30 protein-coding genes are annotated in these 25,159 nt (G+C 52.3%); 19 read left to right on the top strand and 11 right to left on the bottom strand.

Going from position 1 to position 25,159, the window contains the following annotated elements:
* Positions 1 to 23 precede the first annotated feature (23 nt).
* Complete coding sequence (locus tag HY394_04185) at positions 24 to 236, top strand: histone family protein (protein ID MBI4053210.1); 213 nt, start codon at positions 24 to 26, stop codon at positions 234 to 236.
* A 162-nt stretch (positions 237 to 398) separates the two neighbouring features.
* Here the strand turns inward: HY394_04185 and HY394_04180 are convergent, their stop codons facing one another.
* Positions 399 to 1,034 carry a cytidylate kinase family protein gene (locus tag HY394_04180; GenBank protein ID MBI4053209.1) on the bottom strand — a complete coding sequence of 212 codons (636 nt, stop codon included), beginning with the start codon at positions 1,032 to 1,034 and terminating at the stop codon, positions 399 to 401.
* A 65-nt stretch (positions 1,035 to 1,099) separates the two neighbouring features.
* Here HY394_04180 and rbcL point away from each other — a divergent pair, with 65 nt between their 5' ends.
* The 10 genes from rbcL (at position 1,100) to leuB (ending at position 10,999) form a co-directional block, all read left to right on the top strand.
* Positions 1,100 to 2,344: a type III ribulose-bisphosphate carboxylase gene (gene rbcL / locus HY394_04175; protein ID MBI4053208.1), complete on the top strand. Its 1,245-nt coding sequence runs from the start codon at positions 1,100 to 1,102 to the stop codon at positions 2,342 to 2,344.
* A gap of 131 nt (positions 2,345 to 2,475) precedes the next feature.
* Complete coding sequence (locus HY394_04170; GenBank protein ID MBI4053207.1) at positions 2,476 to 3,231, top strand: NAD+ synthase; 756 nt, start codon at positions 2,476 to 2,478, stop codon at positions 3,229 to 3,231.
* A gap of 45 nt (positions 3,232 to 3,276) precedes the next feature.
* Positions 3,277 to 4,128, top strand: a complete 852-nt coding sequence (gene nadC, locus HY394_04165; protein MBI4053206.1) for a carboxylating nicotinate-nucleotide diphosphorylase — start codon at positions 3,277 to 3,279, stop codon at positions 4,126 to 4,128.
* Positions 4,125 to 4,637: a nicotinate-nicotinamide nucleotide adenylyltransferase gene (locus tag HY394_04160; protein MBI4053205.1), complete on the top strand. Its 513-nt coding sequence runs from the start codon at positions 4,125 to 4,127 to the stop codon at positions 4,635 to 4,637. Before nadC ends, HY394_04160 begins: the two co-directional genes overlap by 4 nt.
* Position 4,638: 1 nt before the next feature.
* A complete protein-coding gene (locus tag HY394_04155) occupies positions 4,639 to 4,956 on the top strand; it encodes an MGMT family protein (protein MBI4053204.1) in 318 nt (105 codons plus the stop codon).
* 32 nt (positions 4,957 to 4,988) lie between these two features.
* Positions 4,989 to 5,903 carry a branched-chain amino acid transaminase gene (locus HY394_04150; protein ID MBI4053203.1) on the top strand — a complete coding sequence of 305 codons (915 nt, stop codon included), beginning with the start codon at positions 4,989 to 4,991 and terminating at the stop codon, positions 5,901 to 5,903.
* 382 nt (positions 5,904 to 6,285) lie between these two features.
* On the top strand, positions 6,286 to 7,857 hold the full coding sequence (locus HY394_04145; protein MBI4053202.1) for a 2-isopropylmalate synthase: 1,572 nt from the start codon (positions 6,286 to 6,288) through the stop codon (positions 7,855 to 7,857).
* Positions 7,858 to 7,889: 32 nt separating this feature from the next.
* Entirely contained in the window at positions 7,890 to 9,290 is a 1,401-nt protein-coding gene (leuC, locus tag HY394_04140) for a 3-isopropylmalate dehydratase large subunit (GenBank protein MBI4053201.1), read from the top strand.
* Positions 9,291 to 9,902, top strand: a complete 612-nt coding sequence (gene leuD / locus HY394_04135; GenBank protein MBI4053200.1) for a 3-isopropylmalate dehydratase small subunit — start codon at positions 9,291 to 9,293, stop codon at positions 9,900 to 9,902.
* A gap of 26 nt (positions 9,903 to 9,928) precedes the next feature.
* A complete protein-coding gene (gene leuB, locus HY394_04130) occupies positions 9,929 to 10,999 on the top strand; it encodes a 3-isopropylmalate dehydrogenase (GenBank protein ID MBI4053199.1) in 1,071 nt (356 codons plus the stop codon).
* 43 nt (positions 11,000 to 11,042) lie between these two features.
* Here the strand turns inward: leuB and HY394_04125 are convergent, their stop codons facing one another.
* The 4 genes from HY394_04125 to HY394_04110 all read right to left on the bottom strand — a co-directional run bounded on the left by HY394_04125 (position 11,043) and on the right by HY394_04110 (position 15,241).
* Complete coding sequence (locus HY394_04125; GenBank protein ID MBI4053198.1) at positions 11,043 to 12,362, bottom strand: ABC transporter permease; 1,320 nt, start codon at positions 12,360 to 12,362, stop codon at positions 11,043 to 11,045.
* A complete protein-coding gene (locus tag HY394_04120) occupies positions 12,359 to 13,885 on the bottom strand; it encodes a hypothetical protein (GenBank protein ID MBI4053197.1) in 1,527 nt (508 codons plus the stop codon). Before HY394_04120 ends, HY394_04125 begins: the two co-directional genes overlap by 4 nt.
* Complete coding sequence (locus HY394_04115; protein ID MBI4053196.1) at positions 13,882 to 14,586, bottom strand: ABC transporter ATP-binding protein; 705 nt, start codon at positions 14,584 to 14,586, stop codon at positions 13,882 to 13,884. Before HY394_04115 ends, HY394_04120 begins: the two co-directional genes overlap by 4 nt.
* 79 nt (positions 14,587 to 14,665) lie before the next feature.
* On the bottom strand, positions 14,666 to 15,241 hold the full coding sequence (locus HY394_04110; protein MBI4053195.1) for a hypothetical protein: 576 nt from the start codon (positions 15,239 to 15,241) through the stop codon (positions 14,666 to 14,668).
* A 136-nt stretch (positions 15,242 to 15,377) separates the two neighbouring features.
* Between HY394_04110 and HY394_04105 the strand changes: the two genes are divergently transcribed.
* The 3 genes from HY394_04105 (at position 15,378) to ilvC (ending at position 17,493) form a co-directional block, all read left to right on the top strand.
* Positions 15,378 to 16,136: a hypothetical protein gene (locus HY394_04105; GenBank protein MBI4053194.1), complete on the top strand. Its 759-nt coding sequence runs from the start codon at positions 15,378 to 15,380 to the stop codon at positions 16,134 to 16,136.
* Positions 16,111 to 16,386 carry a hypothetical protein gene (locus HY394_04100; protein ID MBI4053193.1) on the top strand — a complete coding sequence of 92 codons (276 nt, stop codon included), beginning with the start codon at positions 16,111 to 16,113 and terminating at the stop codon, positions 16,384 to 16,386. Before HY394_04105 ends, HY394_04100 begins: the two co-directional genes overlap by 26 nt.
* A 126-nt stretch (positions 16,387 to 16,512) precedes the next feature.
* Positions 16,513 to 17,493 (top strand): ketol-acid reductoisomerase, encoded by a 981-nt coding sequence (gene ilvC, locus HY394_04095; protein ID MBI4053192.1) that lies wholly within the window; start codon positions 16,513 to 16,515, stop codon positions 17,491 to 17,493.
* A gap of 23 nt (positions 17,494 to 17,516) precedes the next feature.
* On the opposite strand, the gene HY394_04090 is transcribed toward ilvC, so the two are convergent.
* From HY394_04090 to HY394_04070, 5 genes are all read right to left on the bottom strand, one after another.
* A complete protein-coding gene (locus tag HY394_04090; GenBank protein MBI4053191.1) occupies positions 17,517 to 17,942 on the bottom strand; it encodes a PIN domain-containing protein in 426 nt (141 codons plus the stop codon).
* Complete coding sequence (locus tag HY394_04085) at positions 17,932 to 18,177, bottom strand: hypothetical protein (GenBank protein MBI4053190.1); 246 nt, start codon at positions 18,175 to 18,177, stop codon at positions 17,932 to 17,934. The genes HY394_04090 and HY394_04085 overlap by 11 nt, the downstream gene beginning before the upstream one ends.
* 65 nt (positions 18,178 to 18,242) lie before the next feature.
* Positions 18,243 to 20,015 carry a dihydroxy-acid dehydratase gene (gene ilvD, locus HY394_04080; GenBank protein ID MBI4053189.1) on the bottom strand — a complete coding sequence of 591 codons (1,773 nt, stop codon included), beginning with the start codon at positions 20,013 to 20,015 and terminating at the stop codon, positions 18,243 to 18,245.
* Positions 20,016 to 20,050: 35 nt separating this feature from the next.
* On the bottom strand, positions 20,051 to 20,218 hold the full coding sequence (locus tag HY394_04075) for a hypothetical protein (GenBank protein MBI4053188.1): 168 nt from the start codon (positions 20,216 to 20,218) through the stop codon (positions 20,051 to 20,053).
* Between the two features lie 7 nt (positions 20,219 to 20,225).
* The gene (locus tag HY394_04070) at positions 20,226 to 20,597 is read right to left on the bottom strand and encodes a hypothetical protein (GenBank protein MBI4053187.1); all 372 of its coding nucleotides are present in this window, start codon (positions 20,595 to 20,597) and stop codon (positions 20,226 to 20,228) included.
* A gap of 95 nt (positions 20,598 to 20,692) precedes the next feature.
* Between HY394_04070 and HY394_04065 the strand changes: the two genes are divergently transcribed.
* Genes HY394_04065 through HY394_04055 form a run of 3 tightly spaced genes read left to right on the top strand, consistent with a single transcriptional unit; the run spans position 20,693 to position 22,383 of the window.
* Positions 20,693 to 21,691: an Lrp/AsnC family transcriptional regulator gene (locus HY394_04065; protein ID MBI4053186.1), complete on the top strand. Its 999-nt coding sequence runs from the start codon at positions 20,693 to 20,695 to the stop codon at positions 21,689 to 21,691.
* A 51-nt stretch (positions 21,692 to 21,742) separates the two neighbouring features.
* Positions 21,743 to 21,976 (top strand): hypothetical protein, encoded by a 234-nt coding sequence (locus HY394_04060; protein ID MBI4053185.1) that lies wholly within the window; start codon positions 21,743 to 21,745, stop codon positions 21,974 to 21,976.
* Complete coding sequence (locus tag HY394_04055; GenBank protein ID MBI4053184.1) at positions 21,973 to 22,383, top strand: hypothetical protein; 411 nt, start codon at positions 21,973 to 21,975, stop codon at positions 22,381 to 22,383. The genes HY394_04060 and HY394_04055 overlap by 4 nt, the downstream gene beginning before the upstream one ends.
* On the opposite strand, the gene HY394_04050 is transcribed toward HY394_04055, so the two are convergent.
* On the bottom strand, positions 22,375 to 24,150 hold the full coding sequence (locus HY394_04050; GenBank protein MBI4053183.1) for a phosphoenolpyruvate carboxykinase (GTP): 1,776 nt from the start codon (positions 24,148 to 24,150) through the stop codon (positions 22,375 to 22,377). The two genes, HY394_04055 and HY394_04050, sit on opposite strands and share 9 nt — an antisense overlap.
* Positions 24,151 to 24,300: 150 nt before the next feature.
* On the opposite strand from HY394_04050, the gene HY394_04045 reads away from it, so the two are divergent.
* Together HY394_04045 and HY394_04040 are read left to right on the top strand one after the other, a co-directional pair.
* Positions 24,301 to 24,675 (top strand): RidA family protein, encoded by a 375-nt coding sequence (locus HY394_04045; GenBank protein ID MBI4053182.1) that lies wholly within the window; start codon positions 24,301 to 24,303, stop codon positions 24,673 to 24,675.
* A gap of 59 nt (positions 24,676 to 24,734) precedes the next feature.
* Positions 24,735 to 25,151 carry a hypothetical protein gene (locus tag HY394_04040; GenBank protein MBI4053181.1) on the top strand — a complete coding sequence of 139 codons (417 nt, stop codon included), beginning with the start codon at positions 24,735 to 24,737 and terminating at the stop codon, positions 25,149 to 25,151.
* The last annotated feature ends 8 nt before the right edge of the window (positions 25,152 to 25,159 follow it).

Below are 25,159 nucleotides of genomic sequence, written 5' to 3'. Positions count from 1 at the left end.
ATTTTTCGGAGGGTGTTTTATTTATGTCTGAATTGCCGCTTGCAGCGGTTGACAGGATAATCCGCAAGTCCGGCGCTGGCAGGGTATCGGAAAGCGCAGTGAAAGAGCTTGCGGAAGTAATGGAAGAGTACGGCATCAAAATCGCACAGCAGGCCGGCCAGTTTTCAAAGCACGCGAACAGGAAAACCATAACCGACGAGGACATAAGGCTGGTGCTCAAACAGCAGGCAAAATAAAATCATTCGGCGGTTTCGTCCGCCGGGTACGAAACTAAGGCCTATTGCTGTTGCAATAGGCCGAGTGAGTTCCATGGTTTGATACCTAATCCTTTAGGCCGATTTGTTCTTCCTATGGCTTGTAATCGGCAAGGATACTCTGCCCTTAGAACAGGGAGGACGTCATTTTGCGGATTGTTTTTTTCCGCCTTTTTTGCTTTTCTGCTTTTCCAGTTTTCCTATTTTCGCGGCCGCGGTTTCAAAAGTTTTGTCTATTCCGAACGAGTGCGTGTCGATGACGATGTCAAACCTTTCCTTGACGCCTTCGCCGAGAGTGAAGCCGTAAAGCTTCCTGTAGATTGCGATGTCGGTTTCATCGCGCTTCGCAAGCTTTTCCTTCACGGCCTTTGCGTCCAGGCCGTCCCTTTCCGCAACCCTTTTCGCGCGCGTTTCCAGGCTCGCATCGAGCCATACCTTGATGCCCTTGCCGCTCAGGTAGCCCATTGTCTTCGAGTCGAGCACTACGTTCCCGGCTTCGATTATTTCCAGCAGTTTCTTGTCGAGCTGCCGGTCCATGCCGCCGTTTTCCTGGCGCGCTTTCATCATGCCTTCTCCGCCGGCGCCTTCCCAGAAGCCCGTGCCTTTTTCCGCCTTTTCGGCACGGATGTCGTCGATGCTTTTTTCCCTGAGCTGTTTGAGTATGCCCGAGGCATGCACGCATTTCAGCTTGAAGTGCGAGGCAAGCTTTTCCGCGAGCGTGCTTTTGCCCGAACCCGCGAAACCCGAAATTATTATTATCACGTTTTGTCCACCGGCCAATTTTTTTGTTTGCACTAATTTAATTGGGGAGTAATTATTTAAATAAGAAAATCCTAACTTTTACCATGTCGCACAAGCCACAACCGCAGTATCTCGCTTATATTCACGAAGGCTACAAGCCCAAGCCGTCCGAACTCGTCTGCACTTTTCGCGTGGAAAACCATCCGTCCGAGCTCACTTTCAGGGAAGCCTGCGGCGGGGTCGCAGCTGAATCCTCGACCGGCACCTGGACCAAGCTCACAACAGTCAAGCCTTACATGGACCGCCTTGGGGCGAAGGTTTACAGCATAAAGGGAAACACGATCCAGATCGCATATCCTCCTGAACTGTTCGAGACAGGCAGCGTTCCGAACATTTTAAGCTCGATTGCCGGCAATGTTTTCGGCCTCGGCGGCCTGAAAAACCTGCGGCTTGAGGACATATATTTTCCGAAAGGAATGGTTAAGCAGTTCAAGGGCCCGAAGTTCGGCATTGCAGGCATCCGCAGGTTCATGAAGGTCAAAAAGCGCCCGCTCATCGGAACCGTCATAAAGCCCAAGCTGGGCCTGAATCTGAAAGACCACCTCGGCTTTTGCGCCGAAGCGTGGCTTGGCGGATGCGATTTCCTCAAGGACGACGAGAACCTTTCAAACCAGAAATTCAACCCATTTTACGAGCGCGCATACGAGGGCCTCAAGCTGGGTGACAAAATCGAAAAGGAAACCGGCGAAAAAAAGGCCTTTTTCCTGAACATCACGGCGGAAACCAATGAAATGGTGAAGCGCGCGGAATTCATTGAAAAGCACGGCGGAAAATACGTGATGGTCGACTTTCTGACCGCGGGCTGGGCTGCATTCCAGACCGTGCGTGACCTCAACCTGAAATGCGCAATCCACTGCCACCGCGCCCAGCATGCCGCGTTCGACCGCAATCCGAAGCATGGAATTGCAATGCTTTCCCTTGCGCGGCTTGTCAGGCTTGTGGGCGGCGACCAGTTGCACGTCGGCACTGCCGTCGGAAAAATGTCTGAAACGCGCAATGAAGTCTTGGCGCACTGCGATGCTTTGAGGAAACCGATGCATGGCCTGAACCAGACCCTGCCTGTCGCTTCCGGCGGCCTGCATCCCGGCCACGTCCCGCAACTTTTTGAAATTTTCGGCAGGGATTTTGTCATCCAGACCGGCGGCGGAATCCACGGCCATCCGAATGGAACGTTTGCCGGCGCGAGGGCATTGAGGCAGGCGGTCGACGCGGCAATGGAAAAGGTTCCGGCGGCGGAATACGCGAAATCGCACCGCGAGCTTGCCGCGGCACTTGCGAAATGGGCATGATTTTTTGTCCGGTTTGAATACATTATGGCCAATAAAATGCCAAAAAGCGCCTTTTCAGGACAAATTGTCCGCAAATTTTGAATATTTAAAACCGTCTGAGTTCTTTTAATTCATTCACATGGTGGCTTGTCATGGATGAATCCGGGTTGTTCGGCAGGATTGTTTCGGAAACAAAGTTGTATTTCACCGAAGCCGGCGCAAGGAACGCGGTTGTCGGCCTTTCCGGCGGCATCGACTCGAGCCTTGTCGCAAAAATCCTTGTTGACGCGCTCGGAAAAGAAAACGTTTCCGGCATCATACTGCCCGTGGACAGGGGCAGGGACCGCGCCAATGTTGAAGATGCAATGGAACTTGCAAAAACCCTTGGAATGCGGTGCGAACTCTTTGAAATCGGCGGGGCGGCAGGGGAATTTGAAAAACTGCCGTGGAAGCAGACCGGGATTTCGAAGGCAAACGTTGCGGCACGCGTCAGGATGGCCTGCCTTTACAATTTCGCGAACGCGCACAACGCGCTTGTCGCAGGAACCGGCAACAGGAGCGAGGCCCTGCTTGGATATGCCACAAAATACGGCGACCTCGGATGCGACATCCTGCCGATTGCATCGCTTTACAAGACGCAGGTTTTCGCAGTCGCAAAAGCAGTGGACCTGCCGCAAAAAATAATTTCAAAGGCGCCGAGCGCGGGCCTGTGGGACGGCCAGACCGATGAAGGCGAACTGGGCGCGCCTTACTCCGAGCTGGACAAAATCCTCACCGCATTGTTTGACGAAAAGCGGCCCGCAGCGGAAGTGAAAAAAAAGTTTTCCCCGGAACTTGTGGAGCGGGTGCTCGAACGCAACAGGCTGAACGCGCACAAGCTCGCGTTCCCGTTCATCGTCAAAATTTGATTGTCTGGATTTTGTTTTTGCAGTTGGTTTTTTCCGGTGCCGAAAATGCTTTCCGAGGAAATGCAGGAAAAACTGTCCTCATTGCTGAAGGACGACATAGGAAGCGGGGACGTTTCATCCGCGCTGCTGAACGAAAGGCTTTGCACGGCGCAGATAACCTGCAGGCAGCCATGCGTTCTAGCCGGCCTGGAGGAAGCGCGGTTCCTCTTCGAATCAAAAAAACTTGTTTTTGCGGCGAAGGCGAAGGACGGACAGAAGATTTCATCCGGAAAAGTTGTCGCGGAAATAACCGGCCTCAACACCAACATCCTTGGGGTTGAAAGGGCCGCGCTCAATGTTTTGGGCAGGATGTCCGGCGTGGCAACCGCCTGCGCAAAGGCAAAACGCGTTGCCGCAGGAACGGGTTCGAAGGCGATGCCCGCCCTTACGCGCAAGACAATGCCCGGCTTCAACCTGTTCGACAAGAAGGCCGCCGAAGTTGCAGGCATCTGGCCGCACAGGAAAAACCTCTCCGAATTCGTCCTGCTCAAGGACAACCATCTCGGATTTTTTTCCGATGCCGGTGCCGCGGTTTTTGCGGCAAGGCAGAAATACGGCGCGTCAAAGACGATTGAAATAGAAGTTTCGTCCCGCGAAGAGGCGGTTTCCGCGGCAGGACTGGGCCCCGACATGATTCTGCTTGACAATTTTTCTGCGGAGAATGCGAAGGAAACCGTTGCGGAACTCCGAAAAATTTCAAACGCAAAAATCGAGCTTTCCGGTGGCATAAATTTCAAGAACCTGAAAGAGTTTGCCGCCGCAGGGCCGGATTTCATTTCAATGGGCTGCCTGACAACCGGTGCAAAGTCAATTGATTTCTCCCTTCAAGTGGTTAAAGCGGGCCAGGGGATGGAATGAAAATCGCGCTGTTCGGCGGAACCTTCGATCCTGTGCACAACGGGCATCTGGCCGCGGCAAAGGCCGCGCTGAAGAAGACGCGCGCCGACGAATTGTGGTTTGTTCCCGCTTTCAGGAACCCGTGGAAGAAAAGGCAGCCCTCTCTTCCAAAGCACAGGCTTGCCATGCTCCGCCTTGCGGCAAAGGCAAACGCAAAATTCAAGGTCAAGGATTTTGAAATCAGGAACAGGACAAGCCATACGCTTGACTTGGTAGATTTTCTGCTGAAAAAATTTCCGGAACATGAATTCATTTTTGTCGTGAGCACAAAAACCAAGCGGCAATTGCATCGTTGGAAAAATGCAAAAGCCCTGTTGAAAAAAATTTCCGTGTGCGTCGTGCCTGATTTCGGCGGGAATCTGAACAGCACAAGGATTCGTGCGCTTGCAAAAAAGGGCCTGCCGCTTGAAGGGCTTGTGCCGGAAGCGGTTGAAAAATTCATTCTCGCGAAAAAGCTTTATCGTGATTGAAATGGAGGCGAAAAAACAAACCTTTCAGGAAAAGGTGTGGAATGCGTGCAAGAAAATTCCCGCTGGAAAGGTTTCCACGTACGCCGGAATAGCAAAAGCTGTTGGAAATCCGGCTGCGTTCAGGGCAGTGGGCAACGCCTTGAACAAAAGTCCCGGCATGCCGCACGTTCCCTGCCACCGCGTCATTAAATCGGATGGTGGGCTGGGCGGGTTTGCGAAAGGCGCCAAGGTGAAGCGGCGTTTGCTTGCACGCGAAGGCGTTTTGGCAGTGCATGGTAGGGTTCTGGATTTGGGCAAACGATTATTTAAAGATTTTTAGGCAATAATTGTTAAAATTTCAGGGGCGATCTGGTGGAAGAAGTCGAAACAATCTGGCTCAACGGAAAGTTCGTGGACTGGAAGGACGCGAAAGTGCATTTTTTGACGCATGCGCTTCATTATGGCTCTGCGGTCTTTGAAGGCATACGCTGTTACAACACCGATAAGGGCCCTGCAATCTTCAGGCTGAAAGACCATCTCAAAAGGCTGTTTTTTTCCGCGGACGTTTTGGGCATAACCGTGCCATACTCGAATGACGAGCTTTTCAAGGCGGCAAAAGATGTTGTCAGTAAAAACAAGCTCAAGGAATGCTACATCCGGCCCCTTGTTTTCGTCGGCTACGGCAAAATGGGCCTCAACCCGATTGGCATAAACGTCGAGGCAGGAATAGCGGCATGGCCATGGGGCACTTATCTGGGCGAGGAGGGCGTGAAGAACGGCATTAGGCTCAAGATTTCAAGCTGGGTCAGGCCTCCGAGCCATTTCATGCCAACGCATGCGAAGGTTTCAGGCAACTATGTTTCAAGCATTCTCGCAAAAGTTGAGGCAGTCAAAGCGGGTTTTGACGAAGCCCTTATGCTTGACGCGCAAGGCAACCTTGCGGAATGCTCCGGCGAAAACATCTTTGTCGTCAAGGACAATGTTTTGATGAGTCCTCCGACAATGAAGAACACGCTTGACGGCATAACGCGCAAAAGCGTCATACAGATAGCCAAAGACGAAGGCATAAAGTTCGAGGAACGGGAAATAACAAAGCAGGAAACCCTTGCAGCCGATGAGTCTTTCCTCACCGGAACCGCGGCGGAAGTCACTCCGATAAGGATGATTGACTCGCACACGATAGGCAAGGGCAAGCCAGGGCCGATAACCAAAAAACTGCAGTCGGCCTACTTCGACGCAATCCACGGCAAACTTGCAAAATACGAAAGCTGGCTGGACTTTGTCTGAGCCGCAACGTTTGGTTTCTGCCGGTTTTTTTTGTTACGGCTAACCTGACAAAAACGCTATATTTTTAAACCAGAACCAGAATAGGTTATATTAGTGAATAGAGCAATGCCTTCCACAAAATCTAAGTATTTCTACCATACGGTTTCAGTGCACACTGACCAGACTTTTATAGGAACGCTCAAGGCATTGCTTGGACTGCTGATTCTGCTGAAGTAAGGCATCCCCTTGCCCGGCAACAATTTTTTTGAGGCGGATGCTGTTTCGATGCTTAGTGATAAGAATATAAAAAAGTTCGGACGAAGAATGTGGTGAAAGGGCTGGAATAAAATGCCAAAAATGGCGGAAACGCAAAAGCAATGGACGCGAAAATGAGGGCGGAAAAATGAGGAAAATAAAGATTTTCGACACTACGTTGCGCGACGGTGAGCAGAGCCCGGGAGCAACGTTGACGCACAACGAGAAAATTCTCATAGCGCACCAGCTTGCAAAGTTGCGCGTTGACGTCATCGAAGCCGGCTTTCCGGTTGCAAGCGACGACGATTTCAGGGCAGTAAAGGAAATAGCTGACACAGTGAAAGGTCCGAGCGTCTGCGCCTTGGCACGGGCAATTGACAAGGACGTGGACGTTGCATGGAATGCAATCAAGGGCGCGGGGAAGCCGCGCATCCACACTTTCATGTCCTCCTCCGACATTCATCTCAAATACCAGTTCAAGAAGTCGCGGGCTGAAGCGCTTGAAATGGCGGTCAATGCGGTAAAGCGAGCCAGAGGCTACTGTGATGACGTGGAGTTTTCGCCGATGGATGCCACGAGGTCGGAGCCGGAGTTTGTTTTTGAAATGCTTGAAAAGTGCATTGAAGCCGGCGCGACGACCGTGAACATTCCGGACACCGTGGGCTACAGCACCCCGGAAGAGTACGGCGCGCTCATAAAGTCGATTGTTGAAAATGTTCCCAACATTTCAAAGGCCGTTATCAGCACGCACTGCCACAACGACCTCGGATTTGCGGTCGCGAATTCCCTTGCAGGCGTCCTTAACGGCGCTTCACAGGTGGAATGCACAATCAACGGCATCGGCGAGAGGGCGGGCAACGCGGCAATGGAAGAGATTGTCATGGCATTGTACACGCGCAAAAGCTTTTACAATGCTGAAACCGGCGTCAGGCTTGACGAGATTTTCAAGTCAAGCCAGATGGTTTCAAATCTCACGGGGCTTACCGTGCAGAGGAACAAGGCGGTTGTCGGAGAGAACGCGTTTGCGCACGAATCAGGAATCCACCAGCACGGCATTCTTGCCAACAAGATGACCTATGAGATAATGAACCCGGAAATGATCGGCAAGAAAACAGAGCTTGTGCTTGGCAAGCATTCCGGCAAAGCCGCGGTCATGGACGCGCTCAAAAAAATGGGCTTTTCGTTCAGCGAAAAGCAAGCTGACGAAATCACCGCGAAAATAAAGGGGCTTGCGGACAAGAAGAAAATCGTGAAAGACGAGGACATTGTGGCAATCGCTTCCGATGTATTGCACCAGGTTTCCGCGGAGGACAAGATAGTCGTCCTTGGAAAGCTTGAAGTGAAAACCGGCAACAGGTCAAAGCCGTCCGCGACGGTTGAATTGGTTATTGACGGCAAATCGTCCCTTGGAAAAGGCGAAGGCGTCGGGCCGGTTGATGCGGTTGCGCATGCAATCCAGTCAGTCATTCCGCAGAAAATCCAGCTCAAGCAGTACAACCTCAAGGCGATCACGGGCGGCACGGACGCACTGGCGGACGTTGTCATCCGCCTTGCCGACGACAAGGGAAACGTTTTCGACGCGGAAGCGGTAAACGAGGACGTCATCATGGCTTCGGCTTACGCAATAGTGCAGGGCTACAACAAGGCGCTGAATTTTTACAGGCACGGCGGAAAATCCAGGGACCTGACTCCGGAAAGGATTGGAATGAAAAAAGTTTAGGTTGCTTGCATGGAAAATGTTTTGGTGAAAAAATGAGCGATGGCACATTGCTTGACAAGGTCTGGAAAATGCATGAAGTGCGCAGGCTTCCGGACGGCAATTCCCAGTTATTCATCGGATTGCATTTGATTCACGAGGTTACTTCGCCCCAGGCGTTCCAGATGGTGCGCGAAAAAGGCCTGAAGGTCGCGTATCCGAAGCTCACATTTGCGACGGCCGACCACATCGTGCCCACGGATGAAACCACGCGGCCGCTGTCCGACCCGCTTGCGGAGGCAATGCTTTCCGCATTGGAAAAAAACTGCAGGGAGTTTGGCATTGAATTGTACAGCCTCGGCTCGGGCAGGCAGGGCATAGTGCATGTCATCGGCCCCGAACTCGGCCTCACACAGCCGGGCATGAGCATTGCGTGCGGCGACTCGCACACTTCAACGCACGGCGCTTTCGGCTCGATTGCGTTTGGCATAGGGACAAGCCAGGTGCGCGACGTTCTCGCTTCCCAATGCATGTTCATCCAGAAGCCGAAACTCCGCAGGATTGAAGTCAACGGAAAACTGCCAAAAGGCGTTTACTCGAAAGACGTTATTCTTGAAATAATCCGCATGCTCGGCGTCAACGGCGGAATAGGTTTTGCGTACGAGTATGCCGGGAGCGCGTTTGATGCCATGACAATGGAGGAACGGATGTCGGTCTGCAACATGTCAATTGAAGGCGGAGCGCGTGCAGGATATGTCAACCCGGACCAGACGACCTTTGATTACATCAATGGCAGGCCGTTTGCGCCCAAAGGCGGGGCGTGGGAAAACGCGGTGAAATTCTGGAAAACCATTGCGTCGGACAAAAACGCCAAGTACGACGATATTGTCAAAATCAACGCCTCAGAATTGGAGCCTATGGTTACCTGGGGCATAAATCCTGGCCAGGCAATGAAAGTGTCTGAAAAAATTCCTTCCCCCAAATCAGCCGGCGGGGATGAAAAGACCGCGGAACAAGCCTTGAAGCACATGGGCTTTGAGGCGGGACAGGCAATCGAGGGCACGAAAATCGACGTTGCGTTCATCGGCTCGTGCACGAACAGCCGCATATCCGATTTGAGGGAAGCCGCAAAAATCGTGAAAGGGAAAAAAGTCGCATCACACGTCAGGGCAATGGTCGTTCCCGGTTCGCAGATGGTGAAGGCGCAGGCCGAAAAGGAAGGCCTTGACAAAATCTTTGAGGCGGCTGGCTTCCAATGGCGCGGCGCGGGCTGTTCGATGTGCCTCGGCATGAACCCGGACAAGCTCAAAGGCCGCGAGATTTGTGCGAGCTCGAGCAACCGCAATTTCATCGGCAGGCAGGGTTCCCCCGAAGGCAGGACATTGCTTATGAGCCCGGCAATGGTTGCGGCCGCGGCCGTAAACGGCAAGGTTGTCGACGTGCGGGATGTGTTGTAAATGACCGAATCGAAGATAGTGGAAATTCGCGGCCGCGCAATTCCCGTGCCCGGAAACGACATTGACACCGACAGGATAATTCCCGCGCGGTACATGAAAACAGTGACGTTCGAGGGATTGGGAAAGTTTGCGTTTTACGACGCGCGCTTTGACGCGGATGGAAAGCCCAAACAGCATCCTTTCAACGACGAAAGGTTCAAGGGCGCAGGCATATTGCTTGTGAACAAGAATTTCGGCTGCGGCTCGAGCAGGGAGCACGCCCCGCAGTCGTTGCTGAGATATGGGATAAAGGCGATTGTCGGCGAAAGCTTTGCCGAAATTTTTGCCGGAAATTGCTCGATGCTCGGCATTCCCGCAGTGAGGGTTTCGGAAAAGGACGTGCTTGAATTGATGCGCGCGGTTGAAAAAAACCCGAATGCTGAAATCAGCGTGAACCTTGAAACGGAAAAAATTTCCGCGGGCGGAAAGGAGTTTCCGTTTTCAATGCCGGAAAGCGCTAGGCGCAATCTTGTCAGCGGAAACTGGGACACGGTCTCGCAGCTCGTTTCGGCGCAGGCTGAAGCGAAAAAAACGTTTGAAAGACTGCCGTACCTTCACGGGTTCAAGGATTAAATACTGGAAAATCGTAGGGTTATCTGATGGCAAAGTTCAAGATCGCGGTTTTGTCCGGCGACGGCATAGGGCCTGAAATAATGGGCCAGGGCGTTGCAGTGCTGCAGCGCGTCGGTGAAAAGTTCGGCCACGATTTTTTGTTCACGCACGCGCTTGTAGGCGGCTGCGCTTACGATGCAGTCGGGCATCCACTGCCTAAGGAAACCTTGAAGGTCTGCGAGAAAAGCGATTCGATTTTTTTCGGCGCCGTCGGCGGGCCGAAATGGGAAAACTTGCCCGCAGAATTGACGCCGGAGCGCGGCGCATTGCTTCCGTTGCGCAAGCATTTTGACCTGTTCGCAAACCTGCGCCCGGCAGTCATTTACGGTCCACTGGCAGGCTCTTCCCCAATAAAGCCGGAAATAGTAGGCGATTCTCTTGACATTCTCATAGTGCGCGAGCTTACCGGCGGAATTTATTTTGGCAGGAAAGGCAAGGGCAGGGACTGGGCGAGCGACGAAATGAAATATTCGAAAAAGGAAATCGAAAGGATTGCGAAAGTGGCGTTCGAGGCCGCCTTGAAGCGCGGAAAGCGCGTTTGCAGCGTTGACAAGGCAAATGTTTTGGACACCAGCAAGTTCTGGCGCAAGACAATTTCGGATTACGCGAAAAAATATCCGTCCGTCGAGTTGTCGCACATGTACGTTGACAACTGCGCAATGCAGCTTGTCCGCAATCCCAAACAGTTTGACGTGATCGTCACGGAAAACATGTTCGGCGACATTTTAAGCGACGAGGCGAGCGTCATAACCGGAAGCATCGGCATGCTCGCATCCGCGTCGTTGAACGAAAAGAATTTCGGCTTGTTCGAGCCGATTCACGGAAGCGCGCCCGACATTGCCGGGCAGAACAAGGCGAATCCGATTGCGCAGATCCTTTCAGGCGCAATGATGCTCCGGTATGCGTTCGGCTTGCAGGCGGAAGCGCAGGCGATTGAAAACGCGGTCGTCAAGGCGCTTGAGAAGGGCTATCGTACAGCGGACCTTGCCGGAAGCGCGCTGGGCGTGAAGATTTCCGGCACGAACGAAATGGGCGAAGCGATAGTAAAGGAAATCTGATTCAATTTTTTTCCCGCTTAAGTCGGCTGTTCTGATTTTTTTTTCATTCGTATCTCAGCGCGTCGACCGGCTTGAGTTTGGCCGCCGACCTTGCCGGCATGGCGCCCGCGACGATGCCGATGACTGTTGACAGCACGACCGCGATTATGACTAGCTGGGGCGTTATGAGGCTTGTCGTCCCGCCGCGTGCAATCGGCAGGGATAGCCCGCCCATGCTTGCGATTCCGATTGAAGCGAATGCGCCCAGCACCACGCCCATTATTCCGCCTAAGAGGCCGAACAGGCCGGATTCTATTATGAACAGCATGACTATTTCGTTGTCCGTCGAGCCGAGCGCCTTCAATATGCCTATGAGTTTTGTTTTTTCAAGCACGGAAGTGAACATGCTGTTTGCGACCCCGATTGCCCCGACGAGCAGTGCGATTGCGGCAATTGCGCCGAGGAAAAGCGTGAGCGATTGGGTTATGCTGCTGACCTGTTCTTTTATCGCCTGTGCAGAAGTGATTGAAAAGTCCTGGTTTTCTGCAGTGACCCTTCTTGAAATCTGCAGGGCTGCCGTGAGTTCCTCCGTTGTCTGGTCGACGGTTTCCGCGTCTAAAACCCTGGCCTGCAGTGAAGAGAACGTGTCCTTGTTAACGTCTGTCATGTTCCATGCCGAAGTGTATGGCATGAAGACAGTCGAATCGCTGTTTGACGCGCCGATTCCTGCGCTTCCCGATTCTTTTAGGATGCCTACAACCGTGAACGCCTGCGGGTTTCCGTCCGGGTCTTCGAGCGTGACTTTCCTTCCGACCGTGACTGGCTGCTTGAAAATGTCATTTGCAATCCGGTTTCCTATGACGATTGCGGAGGAATCGCTTGATGTAAGGAATCTGCCTTCCGCAAGCCCGGGATTTGAAGTCTGCTTCCATGCATTGGGGTTCACGCCTTGAAGGCTTGCGTTTGTCTGTTCTGAAAGAAACGTGAGCTTGGACCTGCCGGAAACGATTTCATTGACGTAAAGCACGTTCGGGTTCGCGGAAACGATTGCAACGTCTATTTTTGTAAGCGTGGGCTCTTTTGCGCTTGCCTGGGTTCCTGTTCTTGTGTCATGCTCCATTCCGCCGCCAAAGCCTCCTCCTCCGCCCATGCGGAATGCACCCCCAAACCGCTGTGCCCCTCCTTCGCCGGGGCTGATTGTTATTATGCCGGCCCCGAACGATGAAAGCTGGGAGGTTATGCTTGCCTGCGCCCCTTCGCCGATTGAAATGATTGCTACGACCGCCCCAACCCCGATTATTATGCCAAGAAGCGTAAGCCAGCTCCTGAGTCTCCTGTGCAGTATGCTGTTGACGGACAGCTTAAACGAGTCGGACAGCCTCATTGCTTATCCCCCGCCTGTTTCCTGAAATGGAAAACAAGCAGTGCGATTGACGCGGCCGCGGCTATTGCGACCCACAGCAATTCGGAGTTGAACACGAAAATTGCCATGAGGAACAGCGCAACCGAAGCAGCGAGGAATTTGCCGAGCTGTTTCCAGTTTGCGTTTCCCGCCTTGAACTTGTTGAATGCCGCCGCGCCGCCCGCGACAAGCGCAAGCAGTATCCATGGCAGGAGATTGTTGCTGCCGGCCCCGCGCCTTTGCGCGAACGTTCCGGCTGTGCCGGTTCCTGCTGCTGTGCCGCCCGCAGTGTCCAGGTTCAGGTTGACGGTTTTCTTGACCGCCTGCCTCTCACCGGTAGTGTCCGTGTAATCTATTTCCAATTCCAATGTTCCCGGGTTCCTTCTCTGGAAAGCCGCACCAGTTCCCTGGGTGCCAGCAGGCTGGTTTTGGCTGCCGGTCTGCTGCGGTTCCTGTGTGCCCTGGTTTTGTTGTGTTCCATGCATGTCAGTGAATGATTGGCCCTGCATTCCGGCGCTGTTAGTTGTTTCCTGGCTGAATCCGCGGCTGATCGTAGTGAAATTTGCGAGCGTGAAGTCGCCCTTGTTGAGGTTGCCGAGAATCGCGGTATCGCTTCCGCTGATTGCAATGCCCTGCCCGCGCGGAATTCTGACGACAACTGCCTGGGCATTGTTCGACCCAATGTTTGCGATGCTGATTGAAAGCTGGCCCGCCGCGGTTATTTCCGCGCTGATTTCAAAGTCGGTTTTTCCGCCGATGATTATGCCGATGTCTGATTCCTGGGTTTTCGTGCCATCGACTCCGGCGAAGGAAAGCGTCGCTTTCAGGGGGTAGATTCCGGGCGCTATGTTGGGGTCCGCGGCAATCGTGTAAGTGACCTTTGCGGATTTTCCGGCGTCAATGCTGTTGATGTACCTGATGTTGTCCGAACCCACCGGAAGGACGAGGTTGCCTGCTTCCGCCCAGCTGAAGGAAATGTTGGACACCGGAGTGGTGCCGGTGTTCGCAATCGTGAAAGTCGCTTCGGTCTGGTTCCCTGGATTTATGACCTTCGGCTCAACTGTGATGTCGAGGCTTTTTTCGGTTTTCGACACCGGCACGAGGATTGTGTGCGTTTCCCGTGTCTGCTTGTCATTGTTCGTGTAATCCATTATCAGGAAAACCGGGTAGTATCCTGGGAGTGTGTCGTTTTTGACCTGGATCTTGAACACAAGGGTCTTTGTCGAGCCGGCATTTATGAGCGATATGCTGTCATTGAGGTCAACTGCCTCAAACTGGTTGCCGATGTCGAGGCTGGCGTTCATGTTCACGATCGGCGTGAAATTTCCCTTGTTCTTCACGTCAACGGCAATGCTTACGATATCTCCAGAATAAATTGTTGATGGCAGGAATGTCGTGCCCGTCAAGTCAGTCAGGTAAACGTATTCCGATGCCGCCGCGAATGCGTTCTGTGAAAACGCCGCCACAACCAATGCCGCCAGGATTAACCATGTTTTTTTGCTCATTTTTTTGACCTCCGGGAAAATTTTCCGTCAAAAATGATTTCGCCGTCGCGCAATTCGATTGTCCTTTCCGCAACCGCCGCGTTGTCCTGCTCGTGCGTGACCATGACAATTGTGCGGCCCTGCTTGTTGAGGTCCACGAAAAGGCCGATTATCTCACGGCTTGTTTTGGTGTCAAGGTTCCCGGTAGGCTCGTCCGCCAAAATCATTGCAGGGTCCGTAGCAAGCGCCCTTGCAATGGCGACGCGCTGCCTTTCCCCGCCGGAAAGCTGTGCCGGCAAATGGTGCTCGCGGTGCTCAAGGCCCACCAATCTGGCAAGCTCCCTTACTTTCTCTTCCTGCGCCTTCTTGTCGAATTCATGGATTTTCATTGGCAGGGCAATGTTCTCAAAAACATTGAGCGTCGGATAGAGGTTGAATGTCTGGAAAACGAAGCCGATTTTTTTCCCCCGGATTCTTGCAAGCCTGTCTTCCGGCAGGCTTGTTATTTCCGTGCCGTCAAGGAAGACCTTTCCCTTTGTGGGAACGTCAAGCGCGCCGATGATGCCCAAAACAGTGGATTTTCCGGAGCCGGACGCGCCCATGATTGAAACGAATTCGCCATCAGAGACCTTGAAGCTTATTCCCTTGACGGCCGGCACTTCAACGGAATCCATTTTGTAGATTTTCCAGACGTCCTGCAATTCGAGAACAGTTTTCCGCATGCGGTCACCGCAAAATTCAGATTTTCTGATTTGGAGGAAGGGGAAAACCGTTTCCGGTTTTCCCTTCCGGATATGTGGGTCAACTTGCCTTTTGGAGCATTCTTCCGCGAAACTTTTCCTTTGAAGCCGCGTGGAAGCCGTTTCCGGGTCCAAAAGCGTGAAAGCCCAGAACGCCCGGATGCAATGCGTCAAGGCCGAGCTGTTGTGCAAGAGTTTTTGCAGTCGTGAAATCCTTGTCATGCAGTGCCTTCTGGTATTTGACGTATACTGTGAAATTGCCGCTCGTTATTACGTCGGTTATGCTTTTAGGCTTGGGCTTTGCGTTCATTGCATTAACCCATTCCTGGTAATTATTGTCATCCAGCGCTTTCTGCACGGATTGCTGCCATGCATCCATCTTCTGCCTGAATTCCCCCGCCTGCTTGAAGTTTGCCGACATCGCCTTGAACTGGTCCTGTGAAATGTTCTGCGCGGCTTTTTCCCCGCGGGGCGTAGAAGCGATTGCAGTTGTGAATGCTGCATAGTCGCCCGCCTTGAGTGCATCCTGTGCCGCCTGACTGCCGAAAATCGGGCCGAATCCCCCGCTGAACGCGAAGGCGCCGGTTCCGATTGCAATCAGTGCAAACAGAATCAGAATATGTTTTTTTTCCACCATGTTTCCGCCCCCTTTTTTTGGTTGAAAATCTGGCTTTAATACCAATTGCCGTCTGCGGCGTTTAAAAGCAAGAAGGAGCCGAAATGTTCACTTTGCGTCCACATGATTTTTTATATCCGCCTTGGACAATTAGGTAATGCTTCTGGCTTTTTTGCAGTCACGGCTGCAGGGCATGCCTTTTTCCGGCCCGCATTTCACGGGCCCTCCGCAGGAGTTTCTTGCGATAGAACTGGCTTTTTTCCTGCTTGTCGCGGTACTCTGCATCGTCATTTATTTCAGGACGCGCGAAATTTACAGCATCACACAGCACAGGGGCCTGCATTATTTCAGGAACACTTTTCTTTACTTTTTTCTCGCGTATTTCTTCCGGCTTGCGCACGCCGCGATAGTGCTTTTCCAGGACAAGCCTGACTTTTTCGCTTCCGGCGGGTTTTTTGCCGCACGCGGGTTTTTTGCGGTCAACATGCTTTTTTTCGGCTATTTCAGCACGATGGCCTTGCTTTCCCTTGCCATGGCCTTTGCGGTCAGGCTGGTTGATTACAGCGACAACAGGATAAACCTTGCAATGCAGGTCGTTTCCCTGGTCGTAGCCGTGGCGCTTTTTGCGACACGCTTCTATCCTTTGCTCATAGCCCTGCCGATAATTGTTTTGGCGCTGTTCGCGCTCGCATTCGCCGTCAAGCCGTCGGCCGGAAAAAAGTTTTTTTCGCCGAACAAGCTGACATATTCCCTTTTGGTGGTGTTCTGGGCGCTGAGCCTGATTGCTCTGGGCTTTTGGCTTCCGCCTGAAGCAAGGGTCGGGCTATACCTTGTTTCAGCGGCCGTATTCCTGTCGGTATTTTTGAGGGTCAACAAGAGGTTGGAGCCTGATGGCAAAAAAACGGAACCGGCATGAAATAATCTACGGCATCCTGAAAATTGTGCGGGACAACCACAATTCGATCAGGCCAACGCCATTGCTGCGCCAGTCCAACATTTCGTCGCAGAGCTTCACCGAATATTTTGAGGAGCTGAAGGCAAAGGGTTTCATCCGCGAGGAGTTTGACAAGGACAACCGCAAATACGTTTCATTGACGGACAAGGGCTTCAAGTTTCTGGAAAAATACCGCGTTTTCTCGGAATTCATAAACGAGTTCGAGCTTTGAGTCCGGCAGCCGGTTCCGGATTTTGCATCCGCTTGCGCAACGTTTTAATGCCTTTTTGAGGGTTAAATAATCGGAAAAAACATTTTCTGGCTTTTATTTTATTGCGGTTTTGGAGGTTGGGTTTTCATGGCGCAGATTTTCCACGAAAAGGATGCAACTTTGGATGCGGTCAAGGGCAAGACGATTGCGGTCATAGGCTACGGCGCGCAGGGCAGGGCACAGGCTTTGATGATGCACGATTCCGGCCTCAATGTTGTTGTCGGCATCAGGCCCGGCAAGTCGGCGGACAAGGCGAAGGCTGACGGCCTGAAAATCCTGCCGGTTGCGGAGGCAGCGCAGAAAGCGGACATAGTCCATATCCTCCTGCCGGATGAAGTGCAGGGCCAGGTCTATGAAAAGGAAATAAAGCCGCACCTCAAGGCCGGAAAGGCATTGTCTTTCAGCCACGGCTTCAACATTGTTTTCAAAAAAATCGTTCCGCCGGAAGGAGTCGACGTCATAATGGTTGCGCCGAAAGCGCCCGGAACCGAGGAAAGGAAACGCTACCTTGAAGGGTTCGGGGTTCCGGCTCTCATTGCAGTCAAAAAGAATGCGAGCGGAAAGGCGAAGGACATTGCTTTGGGAATGGCGAAGGCGATGCGCTTCACGAAAGCGGGAGTGTTTGAGTGCACGTTCGAGCAGGAAACCTATTCGGATTTGTTCGGGGAGCAGGCCGTGCTTTGCGGCGGAACAGCGGAGCTCATAAAGGCCGGCTTTGAAACCCTGACTTCGCGCGGATACCCGCCGGAAATAGCCTACTTTGAATGCCTGCACGAATTGAAGCTGATAGTCGATTTGGTAAACGAGGGCGGCCTCGAGCACATGTGGGATGTCGTTTCCAATACCGCGGAATACGGCGGAAGGACGCGCGGGAAGGCAATCATAACGCCTGAAACCAAGAAGGCGATGCAAAAGCTCCTTGACGACATTGAATCCGGAAAATTCGCGGAAGAGTGGATAAACGAGTACAAGGCGGGCGGGGAAAACTTTTCACAGCTGCGCAAGCTTGACTCGGAACACCAGATCGAGAAAACCGGAAAGGCAATCAGGGCAATGTTCGAAAAGTAATCTTCTGGGGGCGGCCTTTTTTTTCAGTATTCTGTCCGCCTTTCTTTTATTCCAATTTCTTTGAGGAACTTCTTCGGCGTCCTGTATTCGGGGAACGGCTTGAAGTGGCGGTCGAAGCCCACCAAAAATTTTGCGTGAACGGCCTTGGCTGTGGCAATGTGCTCCAAGTCCTTTTCCTTTATCCTGTTTTTCCACTGCGCGAGTTCCTTTTCTATTGTGTACGGTTCGATTATCCGGCACGCCTGCATTATAAACAGGCGGTAATCCGACGCAATGTCTTTCCCGTAATGGCCTTTGAAGTAGGCGAAAACTTCCCTCACGACTTTGGCTGAAACGACCGCTTCTATTTCCCTGCCGGCAAGCAATTCCATTATTTTTGCCGAATTCGACTGCGGCCGTTCCTTGGCTATTATGAAAACGCTTGAATCAATGAACGGTTCAGGCTTCATTCTTGACTGCCCCGATGTCCTGGAAAAGCTGCTTGTCTGAAACCTTTCTGCGCGGAGCGCTTTTTATGCGTTCCCAGAGCGCCTTTCCCTTGAACATGTCGGCGTCAATGGCATATTTAACCAGCGCGGACCTTAATGCCTCAGTCTTGGTTGCGAACATGCCGGATGCGACCATTTCGTCGAGTATTTCGTTCTCAATTCCCTTGAACTTCACGGTCAGAGTGGAGGAGTCCATAAAATAACACCTATTGATTTAATAGTAATATGATGGGTGCTTTTAATAAGTTTTTCGGCGTTTGTTCAGGCGTCTTCGAGTTTCCGGTAGCCTGACTTGCCGTTCAGCCTTTCAATTTCGCTTTGCTTTGCGGTTTTGGGCTGGAGGCCGCTCTGCATCAGGATTGCGCCGGTGTTCGCGCTTGAAACCATCAGGGCATACCTTGCAAGCCAGCCGCGCCTGATTTTGAGTTCGAATTCCGGGAGTTTTGCAAGCCTTTCCCTGAGCTCCTTTTCCGGCAATGAAACGTCGATTTTCGCATTTTCAATGTCAATTACAATCGTATCGCCGTTTTTGAGCGCGGCAATCGGCCCGCGGGACGCGGCTTCCGGCGAAATATGCCCCACGCAGATTCCCCTTGTGCCGCCTGAAAATCTTCCGTCTGTGATGAGCGCAACTTCCTTTCCCAGGCCCTGGCCGACAATCGCGCTTGTAGGGGAAAGCATTTCCGGCATGCCGGGCCCCCCTCTCGGCCCCTCGTAGCGGATGACGACAACGTCGCCTTTTTTTATCCTGCGCGCAAGGATTGCCTTCATTGCCTCGTCTTCCGAGTCGAAGCAGACTGCTTTGCCTTCAAACCTGTGCGAGTCCTTGTCGACAGCGCCGGCCTTGATGATTGCGCCTTCCGGGGCAAGGTTTCCGAACAAAACGCGGAGGCCGCCTTTTTTCTGGTGCGGGTCCGAAACGCTCCTTATGATTTTCCTGTCAAGAACCTTTGCGTCCTTTATGTTTTCGCCGAGTGTTTTCCCCGTAACCGTGGGCGTGTCAAGGTTCAGGACGCCTTTGATCTGCGAAACTTCGTGCAATATTGCTGAAATCCCGCCCGCCCTGTCAACGTCCTCAACGTGCGTGTCAGGTTCCGCTGGAGAAACCTTGCAGATGTAAGGCACTTTTTCCGCAAGCCTGTTTATGCGTTCCATCGGGTAGTCGACGCCTGCCTCGCGCGCAATCGCAAGGGTATGCAGGACAGTGTTTGTCGAGCCGCCCATCGCCATGTCCAGAATGAATGCGTTGTCAAGGCTTTTCTGCGTTATGATGTCGCGCGGCTTGATGTCTTTTTCGACCAGCATCATTATCTGCTTTGCCGCCTTCGCGACAAGCTCCCTTCTTTTCTTGCCGGTTGCAATGAACGTGCCGTTTCCGGGCAGGGCCAGGCCTATGGCTTCGGCAAGGCAGTTCATGCTGTTTGCAGTGAACATGCCGGAGCAAGAGCCGCACGTCGGGCACGCAACTTTTTCCAGCTCCTTCAATTCCTTTTCCGACATTTTTCCCTCGCTGACTTCGCCGATGCCCTCGAAAACGCTGATGAGGTCGACGGCCTTTCCATTCAAATGGCCTGCTTCCATCGGCCCGCCGGAAACGTAAACCGCGGGAACGTTTATGCGCGCGGCCGCCATCATCATGCCGGGAACAATCTTGTCGCAGTTCGCAATCATTACAATGCCGTCAAGCCTGTGCGCCTCAATCATGGTTTCGACGCAATCCGCAATCAGTTCCCTGCTCGGAAGAGAATAGCGCATGCCGATGTGGCCCATTGCAATGCCGTCGTCGACGCCGATTGTGTTGAATTCAAATGGGACGCCGCCCGCTTCCCTGACGGCTTCCTTTGCAATCTTTCCAAGTTCCTGCAAGTGCACATGCCCCGGCACGGTGTCGGTGTAACTGTTGGCTATGCCGATGAACGGCTTGTCAAAATCCTTTTCGTCTTTTATGACGCCGGTCGCCCTCAAAAGCGAGCGGTGCGGCGCGCGTTCAAAGCCTTTTTTGATCGTGTCAGAGCGGAGCTTTCTTTCAGCCATATAAGTATAGCTTGAATTGGGGAAAATAATTAAACCTAACGCAGCCCCAAAAGCGCTGAAATCGACTGGAAGTAAACGCCTATTCCTATGACGCCGGCAATCGAGAAGACGTTTTGCGAGAAAATGCCCGGCGCCAGTACCGACACCACTGAAACGCCCATGATGAAAACCAGCAGGACATTGATTGAATTCAGGATGTTCATCTTTTTTTCACCTTAGGAAAAGGTTGTAGATTACTAGGGCCGCAAAAAACTGTGCGACGAGAATTAGAGGCAGTTTCGGCGCCAAAGCCTCGTCGTGTGCGGCAAAAGTTGAGATGGCGATCCTTGAAATGTATGAAATGAGCAGGAATGCCGGCGTGAGCAGGGCCCAGCCGAGAATGTCCGTGAAAGTGACGCTGCCGAGAACGTAGACGACGACAACGCCGAAGCCAATGAGCAGGGGCGTTTTTTCCCAGAAAAAATGCGCCAATGCCAGCAGTATGAAAACCCAAAGCAGGTTGTTCAGGGCAAAGCCAGAAATCCAGCCGAAGTCAAGGCTGAGAATATGCGCCAGTATTTCGAGCAGCATGAAAGAAGCCATACATACATTGCCGTGTTCGACAGATATAATAATTATTTTAGCTTTTTTACTAAAAACCGAGCATTTTTAATACATTTGCGGTAATTAGTAAATTTATGGCAAGCTGGGATTTTGCGGCTTTGGACTCGAAGGACAGGCAGATCCTCGCCGAACTGGACCTGGATTCATCATCTTCTTTTTCCGCCATAGCGAAAAACGTGCGGCTTTCGCAGGAAGTAGTAAGGTACAGGATAAAACGTTTTGAAGATGGCGGCGTCATTTTCAAGTATTTTGCGGTCATAAATCCTGCAAAATTCGGCAAATCAATTTTCAAGGTACTGCTCAGGCTCCACAACCTTGCCGAAGGCAGGAAAAGCCACATAGTAAAGTTCCTGTGCGAAAGCGAAGCCACCGCATGGGTTGCGGAAATAGACGGAAACTTCGACATTGCGTTCACAGCCTTTGCTTCGACCCCGCTGGCGCTTGACGCTTTTCTCGATTCATTTCTTGAGAAATTCAATGAAAACATCGCCAAGAAAAAAATTTCCGTGAACGTCTGGGGCAACTACCTTCCGCGTTCCTATCTTTCCGGGACAAAAAAGGTGCCCGCAAAAGCGGCTGGCCGGCCAAGCTATACTTCGCAATCCGGGGAAACGCCGCTTGACCGGGTTGACCAAAAAATATTGTGGCTGTTGGGCCAAAACTGCCGCATGAACTCGGTTGAAATCGCCCAGCAGACAGGCGTTTCCCCGGACACGGTCCTGTTTAGGATGCGGCGCATGAAAAAGGAGGGCGTGATAACGAAGTTTACCGTAATGTTAAACCATTCCGCTATCGGCCAGCTTCATTACAAGGTCCTTGTCTTTGCGAACGTTGCCTCAGCGGAACGCGTGAAAAAATTCCTCGGTTATTGCAGTGCTGCCGACCGCATAGTCTACGTCATAAAGTCGCTTGGCGAATGGGATTTCGAGCTTGACGTCGAAGCCGAAAGCCCGGAACAGTTCAGGGCAGTAATGGCTGAATTGACTTCCAAGTTTTCCGGTGTGGTCGAGGACTACGAATCCCTGCTCGTTTTCAAACTGCACAAGTACACTCTGTTCCCGGAAAAGCCGTAAGCCGACTGCTTTAAATATGTGTTTTCACATAATTTGCTTTGGTGGTTGTCTGTGCCTAACATGACTTTGGCCATCCCTTCGGAACTGAAAAAGCGGATGGGGCGGCATTTGGATGTCCGCTGGAGCGAGGTTGCAAGGCTTGCCTTTGAAAAAAAGGTTGAAGAGCTTGAATGGGCCGACAATGCCTTGCGGAACAGCAGGCTTTCAGAGGCGGATGCCGAAAAAATCGGGAACAACATCAAGGCGGAAATCTGGAAACGCTTCAGCAAAAGGTTCAGCACATGAAACTTGTTGTTGACTCGAACAGGATATTTGCCGCGCTGATCCGGGATTCGGTTTCAAGAAAAATTCTTTTAAGCCCGAAATTCAGCTTTCTCGGCGTATACTTTTCACAGGCTGAAATAAAAAAGCATGAAAAGGAAATCCTTTCAAAGGCAGGCATAACACGGCGGGATTACCTTGCCCTTTTTGACATGTTTTTCCGGAAAATCCGGCTTTTTGATGAAACCGAAATCAGCGCGGTTTATTTGAAAGGGGCTTTCGAAATTATGCGTGAAATAGATGAAGCCGACACGCCTTTCCTTGCGCTCGCCATGCAGGAAAAATGCGCCGTTTGGTCCGATGACCTGCATTTCAGCCGGCAGGGTAAAGTGAAGATTTTGTCGACGCAAAAGCTTCAAAGGCTATTGTGATTGCAGCCTGTGCGCCAGCTTTTCGTGCTCTTCGCGGATTTCCTTTGGCAGCCTTTCGCCGATTTTGTCAAGCAGTTCCAGTTGGCTTTTCGTTTCGCCGGCCCATTCGGCCTTGTCCACTTTGAGCAGCTCGAGCATTTGGCTTTCGCTTACGCTGATTCCATGCGTGTCGATCGCGCCTTTTTCCGGCACGAATCCGATGGCGGTTTTTTCCGCCCTGCCATTGCCTTCGCACCTTTCGATTACCCATTTGAGCACGCGCAGGTTTTCCCCGAAGCCCGGCCACAGGAACTTCCCATTCCCGTCTTTCCTGAACCAGTTGACGTGGAAAATCTTCGGGCAATTCTCCGCCTTTTTGCCCATGTCGAGCCAGTGCCTGAAATAGTCGCCCATGTGGTAGCCGCAGAACGGCAGCATCGCCATGGGGTCTCTCCGCACTTCCCCGACTTTGCCGACCGCTGCAGCAGTCTTTTCGGATGACATTGTTGCGCCCACAAAGGTGCCGTGCTGCCAGTCGAATGCCTCGAACACCAGCGGCATTGTCGTTGCGCGCCTTCCCCCGAAAATGATTGCGGACAACGGAACGCCTTTCGGGTTTTCCCAGTCCGGGTAAAGCGACGGGCACTGCGAAACCGGCGCCGTAAACCTTGAATTCGGGTGCGCGCCTGGCTCGCCTTTCTGCGGAGTCCATGGCTCGCCTTTCCAGTCGGTTCCTTTGGCTGGCGCTTCCTCCATGCCTTCCCACCAGACCGTTCCATCGTCCCTCAAAAGGACGTTCGTGAAAATGGTGTTTTTGCCGATTGTTTTCATTGCGTTCGGGTTTGTCCTGTAGCTTGTCTGCGGGGCAACGCCGAAAAAGCCGTTTTCGGGATTGACTGCATACATCCTGCCGTCTTTTTCAATGCGGATCCATGCAATGTCGTCGCCGATCGTCCAGATTTTCCAGCCCCTGAATTCTGCGGGCGGAATAAGCATTGCGAGATTTGTTTTTCCGCACGCGCTTGGGAATGCCGCGGCAATGAAATGGGTTTTGCCTTCCGGGTTCTGCACGCCCATTATGAGCATGTGCTCCGCCATCCAGCCCTCCTTTTTGCCCAGATAGCTTGCAATGCGCAATGCAAGGCATTTTTTTCCGAGCAATGCGTTTCCGCCATAGCCGGAGCCCACGCTCCAAACGGCATTGTCTTCGGGGAAATGGCAGATGAACCTCTTTTCCATGTCCAATTCCGCTTTTCCGTGCAGGCATTTTGTGAAATCATCGGAATCGCCGAGCGCTTCGAGCACCTTTTTTCCGATGCGCGTCATTATGCGCATGTTCAATGCAACGTAATGGCTGTCCGAGATTTGCACGCCGATTTTCCTGAACGGCGAGTGCAATGGCCCCATTGAAAACGGTATGACGAACATTGTCCTGCCCTTCATAGAATCCCTGAAAATGCCCGAAAGCTTTGCGTAAGCCTCGTCGGGTGCCATCCAGTTGTTCATCGGCCCAGCATCATCCTTTTGTGCAGTGCAGATGAACGTCAATTGTTCTGTCCTTGCGACGTCGTTGACCGCGGACCTGTGCAGGTTGCAGCCCGGCAGTTTTTCCTGGTTGAGCTTTATGAAATCCCCGGTCTTGTAAGCCTCATCAGTGAGCTTTTCCTTTTCCTCTTCGCTTCCGTCCATCCACCAGATTCTTTCCGGCTGGCACAGTTCGGCGCATTCCTCGACCCATTTTTTCAAAAAAGCGTTTTTGGCAAGACCGGCATTGATTGTTTCAACCATTCCCTGTTCCCCCTTTTGTCCCTAAAACCCGTCAACGAAAAACCTTAAAAAAAGAACTAAAAAATACGAAAAACGTATTGGCGTTTTGTGTTTATGGGCGCGGCAATCGCATTTTTTAACAGTTTTCCCAAATTATTTCTTGTGGTCCGCATAATGGAAAAAATCTTTTCAAAAAACGCCCCCGCCGCAATCGGCCCCTACTCGCAGGCAATAAAGGCGAACGGTTTTGTCTTCTGCTCCGGCCAGATTCCGATTGACCCGAAGACAGGCGAATTTGTTGCTGGCGGAATTGCCGGGCAGACGGGGCAGGCCTGCAAAAACCTGAAGGCGGTGCTCGAAGCCGCCGGTTCTTCCCTGGAAAAGGTCGTCAAGACAACGGTTTTTTTGAAAAGCATGGCTGACTTCCAGGCGATGAATGAAGTGTATGCAAGGCATTTCGCTTCAAAGCCAGCCCGCGCAACTGTCGAGGTTTCCGCCTTGCCGAAAGGCGCGCTTGTCGAGATTGAGTGCGTAGCACTTGCTTAGGCGGGCTGGAAAAGTTTAAATCCCACTTGGACTGCAATATTGGCTGAGGGTGCTTGTCCGTGGAAATGAAAAAGCTTGCTGCGTCCGGCCTTGTGTCTGCTGTCATAATTTTCATTGTTTCCGCTGTCGTCAATTTTGTGGTCCAGGCAATTCCGGGCATGTCCTACAACGTGCTTTCGCTCGGCGGAATGCGCTCCATCAACGACCCTGTCATGATTTTGTTTTTCCTGCACCCCGTTGTTTTGGGCTTTGCCTTGGCGGTTGTTTTTGCAAAGCTTGGCCATGCCTTCAAGGGCGGTGCTGTTGAACGCGGAAAGAACTTCGGCCTGTTGATGTGGCTTGTGGCCGGCCTGCCCTCGGCCTGGATTGTTTTTTCGAGCATGAACTATCCCGTCGGCTTCACCATAAATTCGGTTGTCGCCGGAGCGGTTTACTTTGTTTTGTCGGGAATAGCGGTTGCAAAACTGAATCCTTAAAAGTGGGG

The sequence above is a fragment of the Candidatus Diapherotrites archaeon genome (assembly GCA_016205145.1).
In the GTDB taxonomy this organism is placed as follows: domain Archaea; phylum Iainarchaeota; class Iainarchaeia; order Iainarchaeales; family JACQJH01; genus JACQJH01.
The sequence above is the reverse complement of the archived record's forward strand: the minus strand, read 5'-3'. Positions and strand labels throughout refer to the sequence as shown.

Excerpts from the sequence above, each read along its gene's own strand:
- HY394_04185 (MBI4053210.1), top strand. The coding sequence starts at position 24 with ATGTCTGAATTGCCGCTTGCAGCGGTTGACAGGATAATCCGCAAGTCC.
- rbcL (MBI4053208.1), top strand. The coding sequence starts at position 1,100 with ATGTCGCACAAGCCACAACCGCAGTATCTCGCTTATATTCACGAAGGC.
- HY394_04170 (MBI4053207.1), top strand. The coding sequence starts at position 2,476 with ATGGATGAATCCGGGTTGTTCGGCAGGATTGTTTCGGAAACAAAGTTG.
- nadC (MBI4053206.1), top strand. The coding sequence starts at position 3,277 with ATGCTTTCCGAGGAAATGCAGGAAAAACTGTCCTCATTGCTGAAGGAC.
- HY394_04160 (MBI4053205.1), top strand. The coding sequence starts at position 4,125 with ATGAAAATCGCGCTGTTCGGCGGAACCTTCGATCCTGTGCACAACGGG.
- HY394_04155 (MBI4053204.1), top strand. The coding sequence starts at position 4,639 with ATGGAGGCGAAAAAACAAACCTTTCAGGAAAAGGTGTGGAATGCGTGC.
- HY394_04145 (MBI4053202.1), top strand. The coding sequence starts at position 6,286 with ATGAGGAAAATAAAGATTTTCGACACTACGTTGCGCGACGGTGAGCAG.
- leuC (MBI4053201.1), top strand. The coding sequence starts at position 7,890 with ATGAGCGATGGCACATTGCTTGACAAGGTCTGGAAAATGCATGAAGTG.
- leuD (MBI4053200.1), top strand. The coding sequence starts at position 9,291 with ATGACCGAATCGAAGATAGTGGAAATTCGCGGCCGCGCAATTCCCGTG.
- leuB (MBI4053199.1), top strand. The coding sequence starts at position 9,929 with ATGGCAAAGTTCAAGATCGCGGTTTTGTCCGGCGACGGCATAGGGCCT.
- HY394_04125 (MBI4053198.1), bottom strand. The coding sequence starts at position 12,362 with ATGAGGCTGTCCGACTCGTTTAAGCTGTCCGTCAACAGCATACTGCAC.
- HY394_04120 (MBI4053197.1), bottom strand. The coding sequence starts at position 13,885 with ATGAGCAAAAAAACATGGTTAATCCTGGCGGCATTGGTTGTGGCGGCG.
- HY394_04115 (MBI4053196.1), bottom strand. The coding sequence starts at position 14,586 with ATGCGGAAAACTGTTCTCGAATTGCAGGACGTCTGGAAAATCTACAAA.
- HY394_04110 (MBI4053195.1), bottom strand. The coding sequence starts at position 15,241 with ATGGTGGAAAAAAAACATATTCTGATTCTGTTTGCACTGATTGCAATC.
- HY394_04105 (MBI4053194.1), top strand. The coding sequence starts at position 15,378 with ATGCTTCTGGCTTTTTTGCAGTCACGGCTGCAGGGCATGCCTTTTTCC.
- HY394_04100 (MBI4053193.1), top strand. The coding sequence starts at position 16,111 with ATGGCAAAAAAACGGAACCGGCATGAAATAATCTACGGCATCCTGAAA.
- ilvC (MBI4053192.1), top strand. The coding sequence starts at position 16,513 with ATGGCGCAGATTTTCCACGAAAAGGATGCAACTTTGGATGCGGTCAAG.
- HY394_04090 (MBI4053191.1), bottom strand. The coding sequence starts at position 17,942 with ATGAAGCCTGAACCGTTCATTGATTCAAGCGTTTTCATAATAGCCAAG.
- HY394_04085 (MBI4053190.1), bottom strand. The coding sequence starts at position 18,177 with ATGGACTCCTCCACTCTGACCGTGAAGTTCAAGGGAATTGAGAACGAA.
- ilvD (MBI4053189.1), bottom strand. The coding sequence starts at position 20,015 with ATGGCTGAAAGAAAGCTCCGCTCTGACACGATCAAAAAAGGCTTTGAA.
- HY394_04075 (MBI4053188.1), bottom strand. The coding sequence starts at position 20,218 with ATGAACATCCTGAATTCAATCAATGTCCTGCTGGTTTTCATCATGGGC.
- HY394_04070 (MBI4053187.1), bottom strand. The coding sequence starts at position 20,597 with ATGGCTTCTTTCATGCTGCTCGAAATACTGGCGCATATTCTCAGCCTT.
- HY394_04065 (MBI4053186.1), top strand. The coding sequence starts at position 20,693 with ATGGCAAGCTGGGATTTTGCGGCTTTGGACTCGAAGGACAGGCAGATC.
- HY394_04055 (MBI4053184.1), top strand. The coding sequence starts at position 21,973 with ATGAAACTTGTTGTTGACTCGAACAGGATATTTGCCGCGCTGATCCGG.
- HY394_04050 (MBI4053183.1), bottom strand. The coding sequence starts at position 24,150 with ATGGTTGAAACAATCAATGCCGGTCTTGCCAAAAACGCTTTTTTGAAA.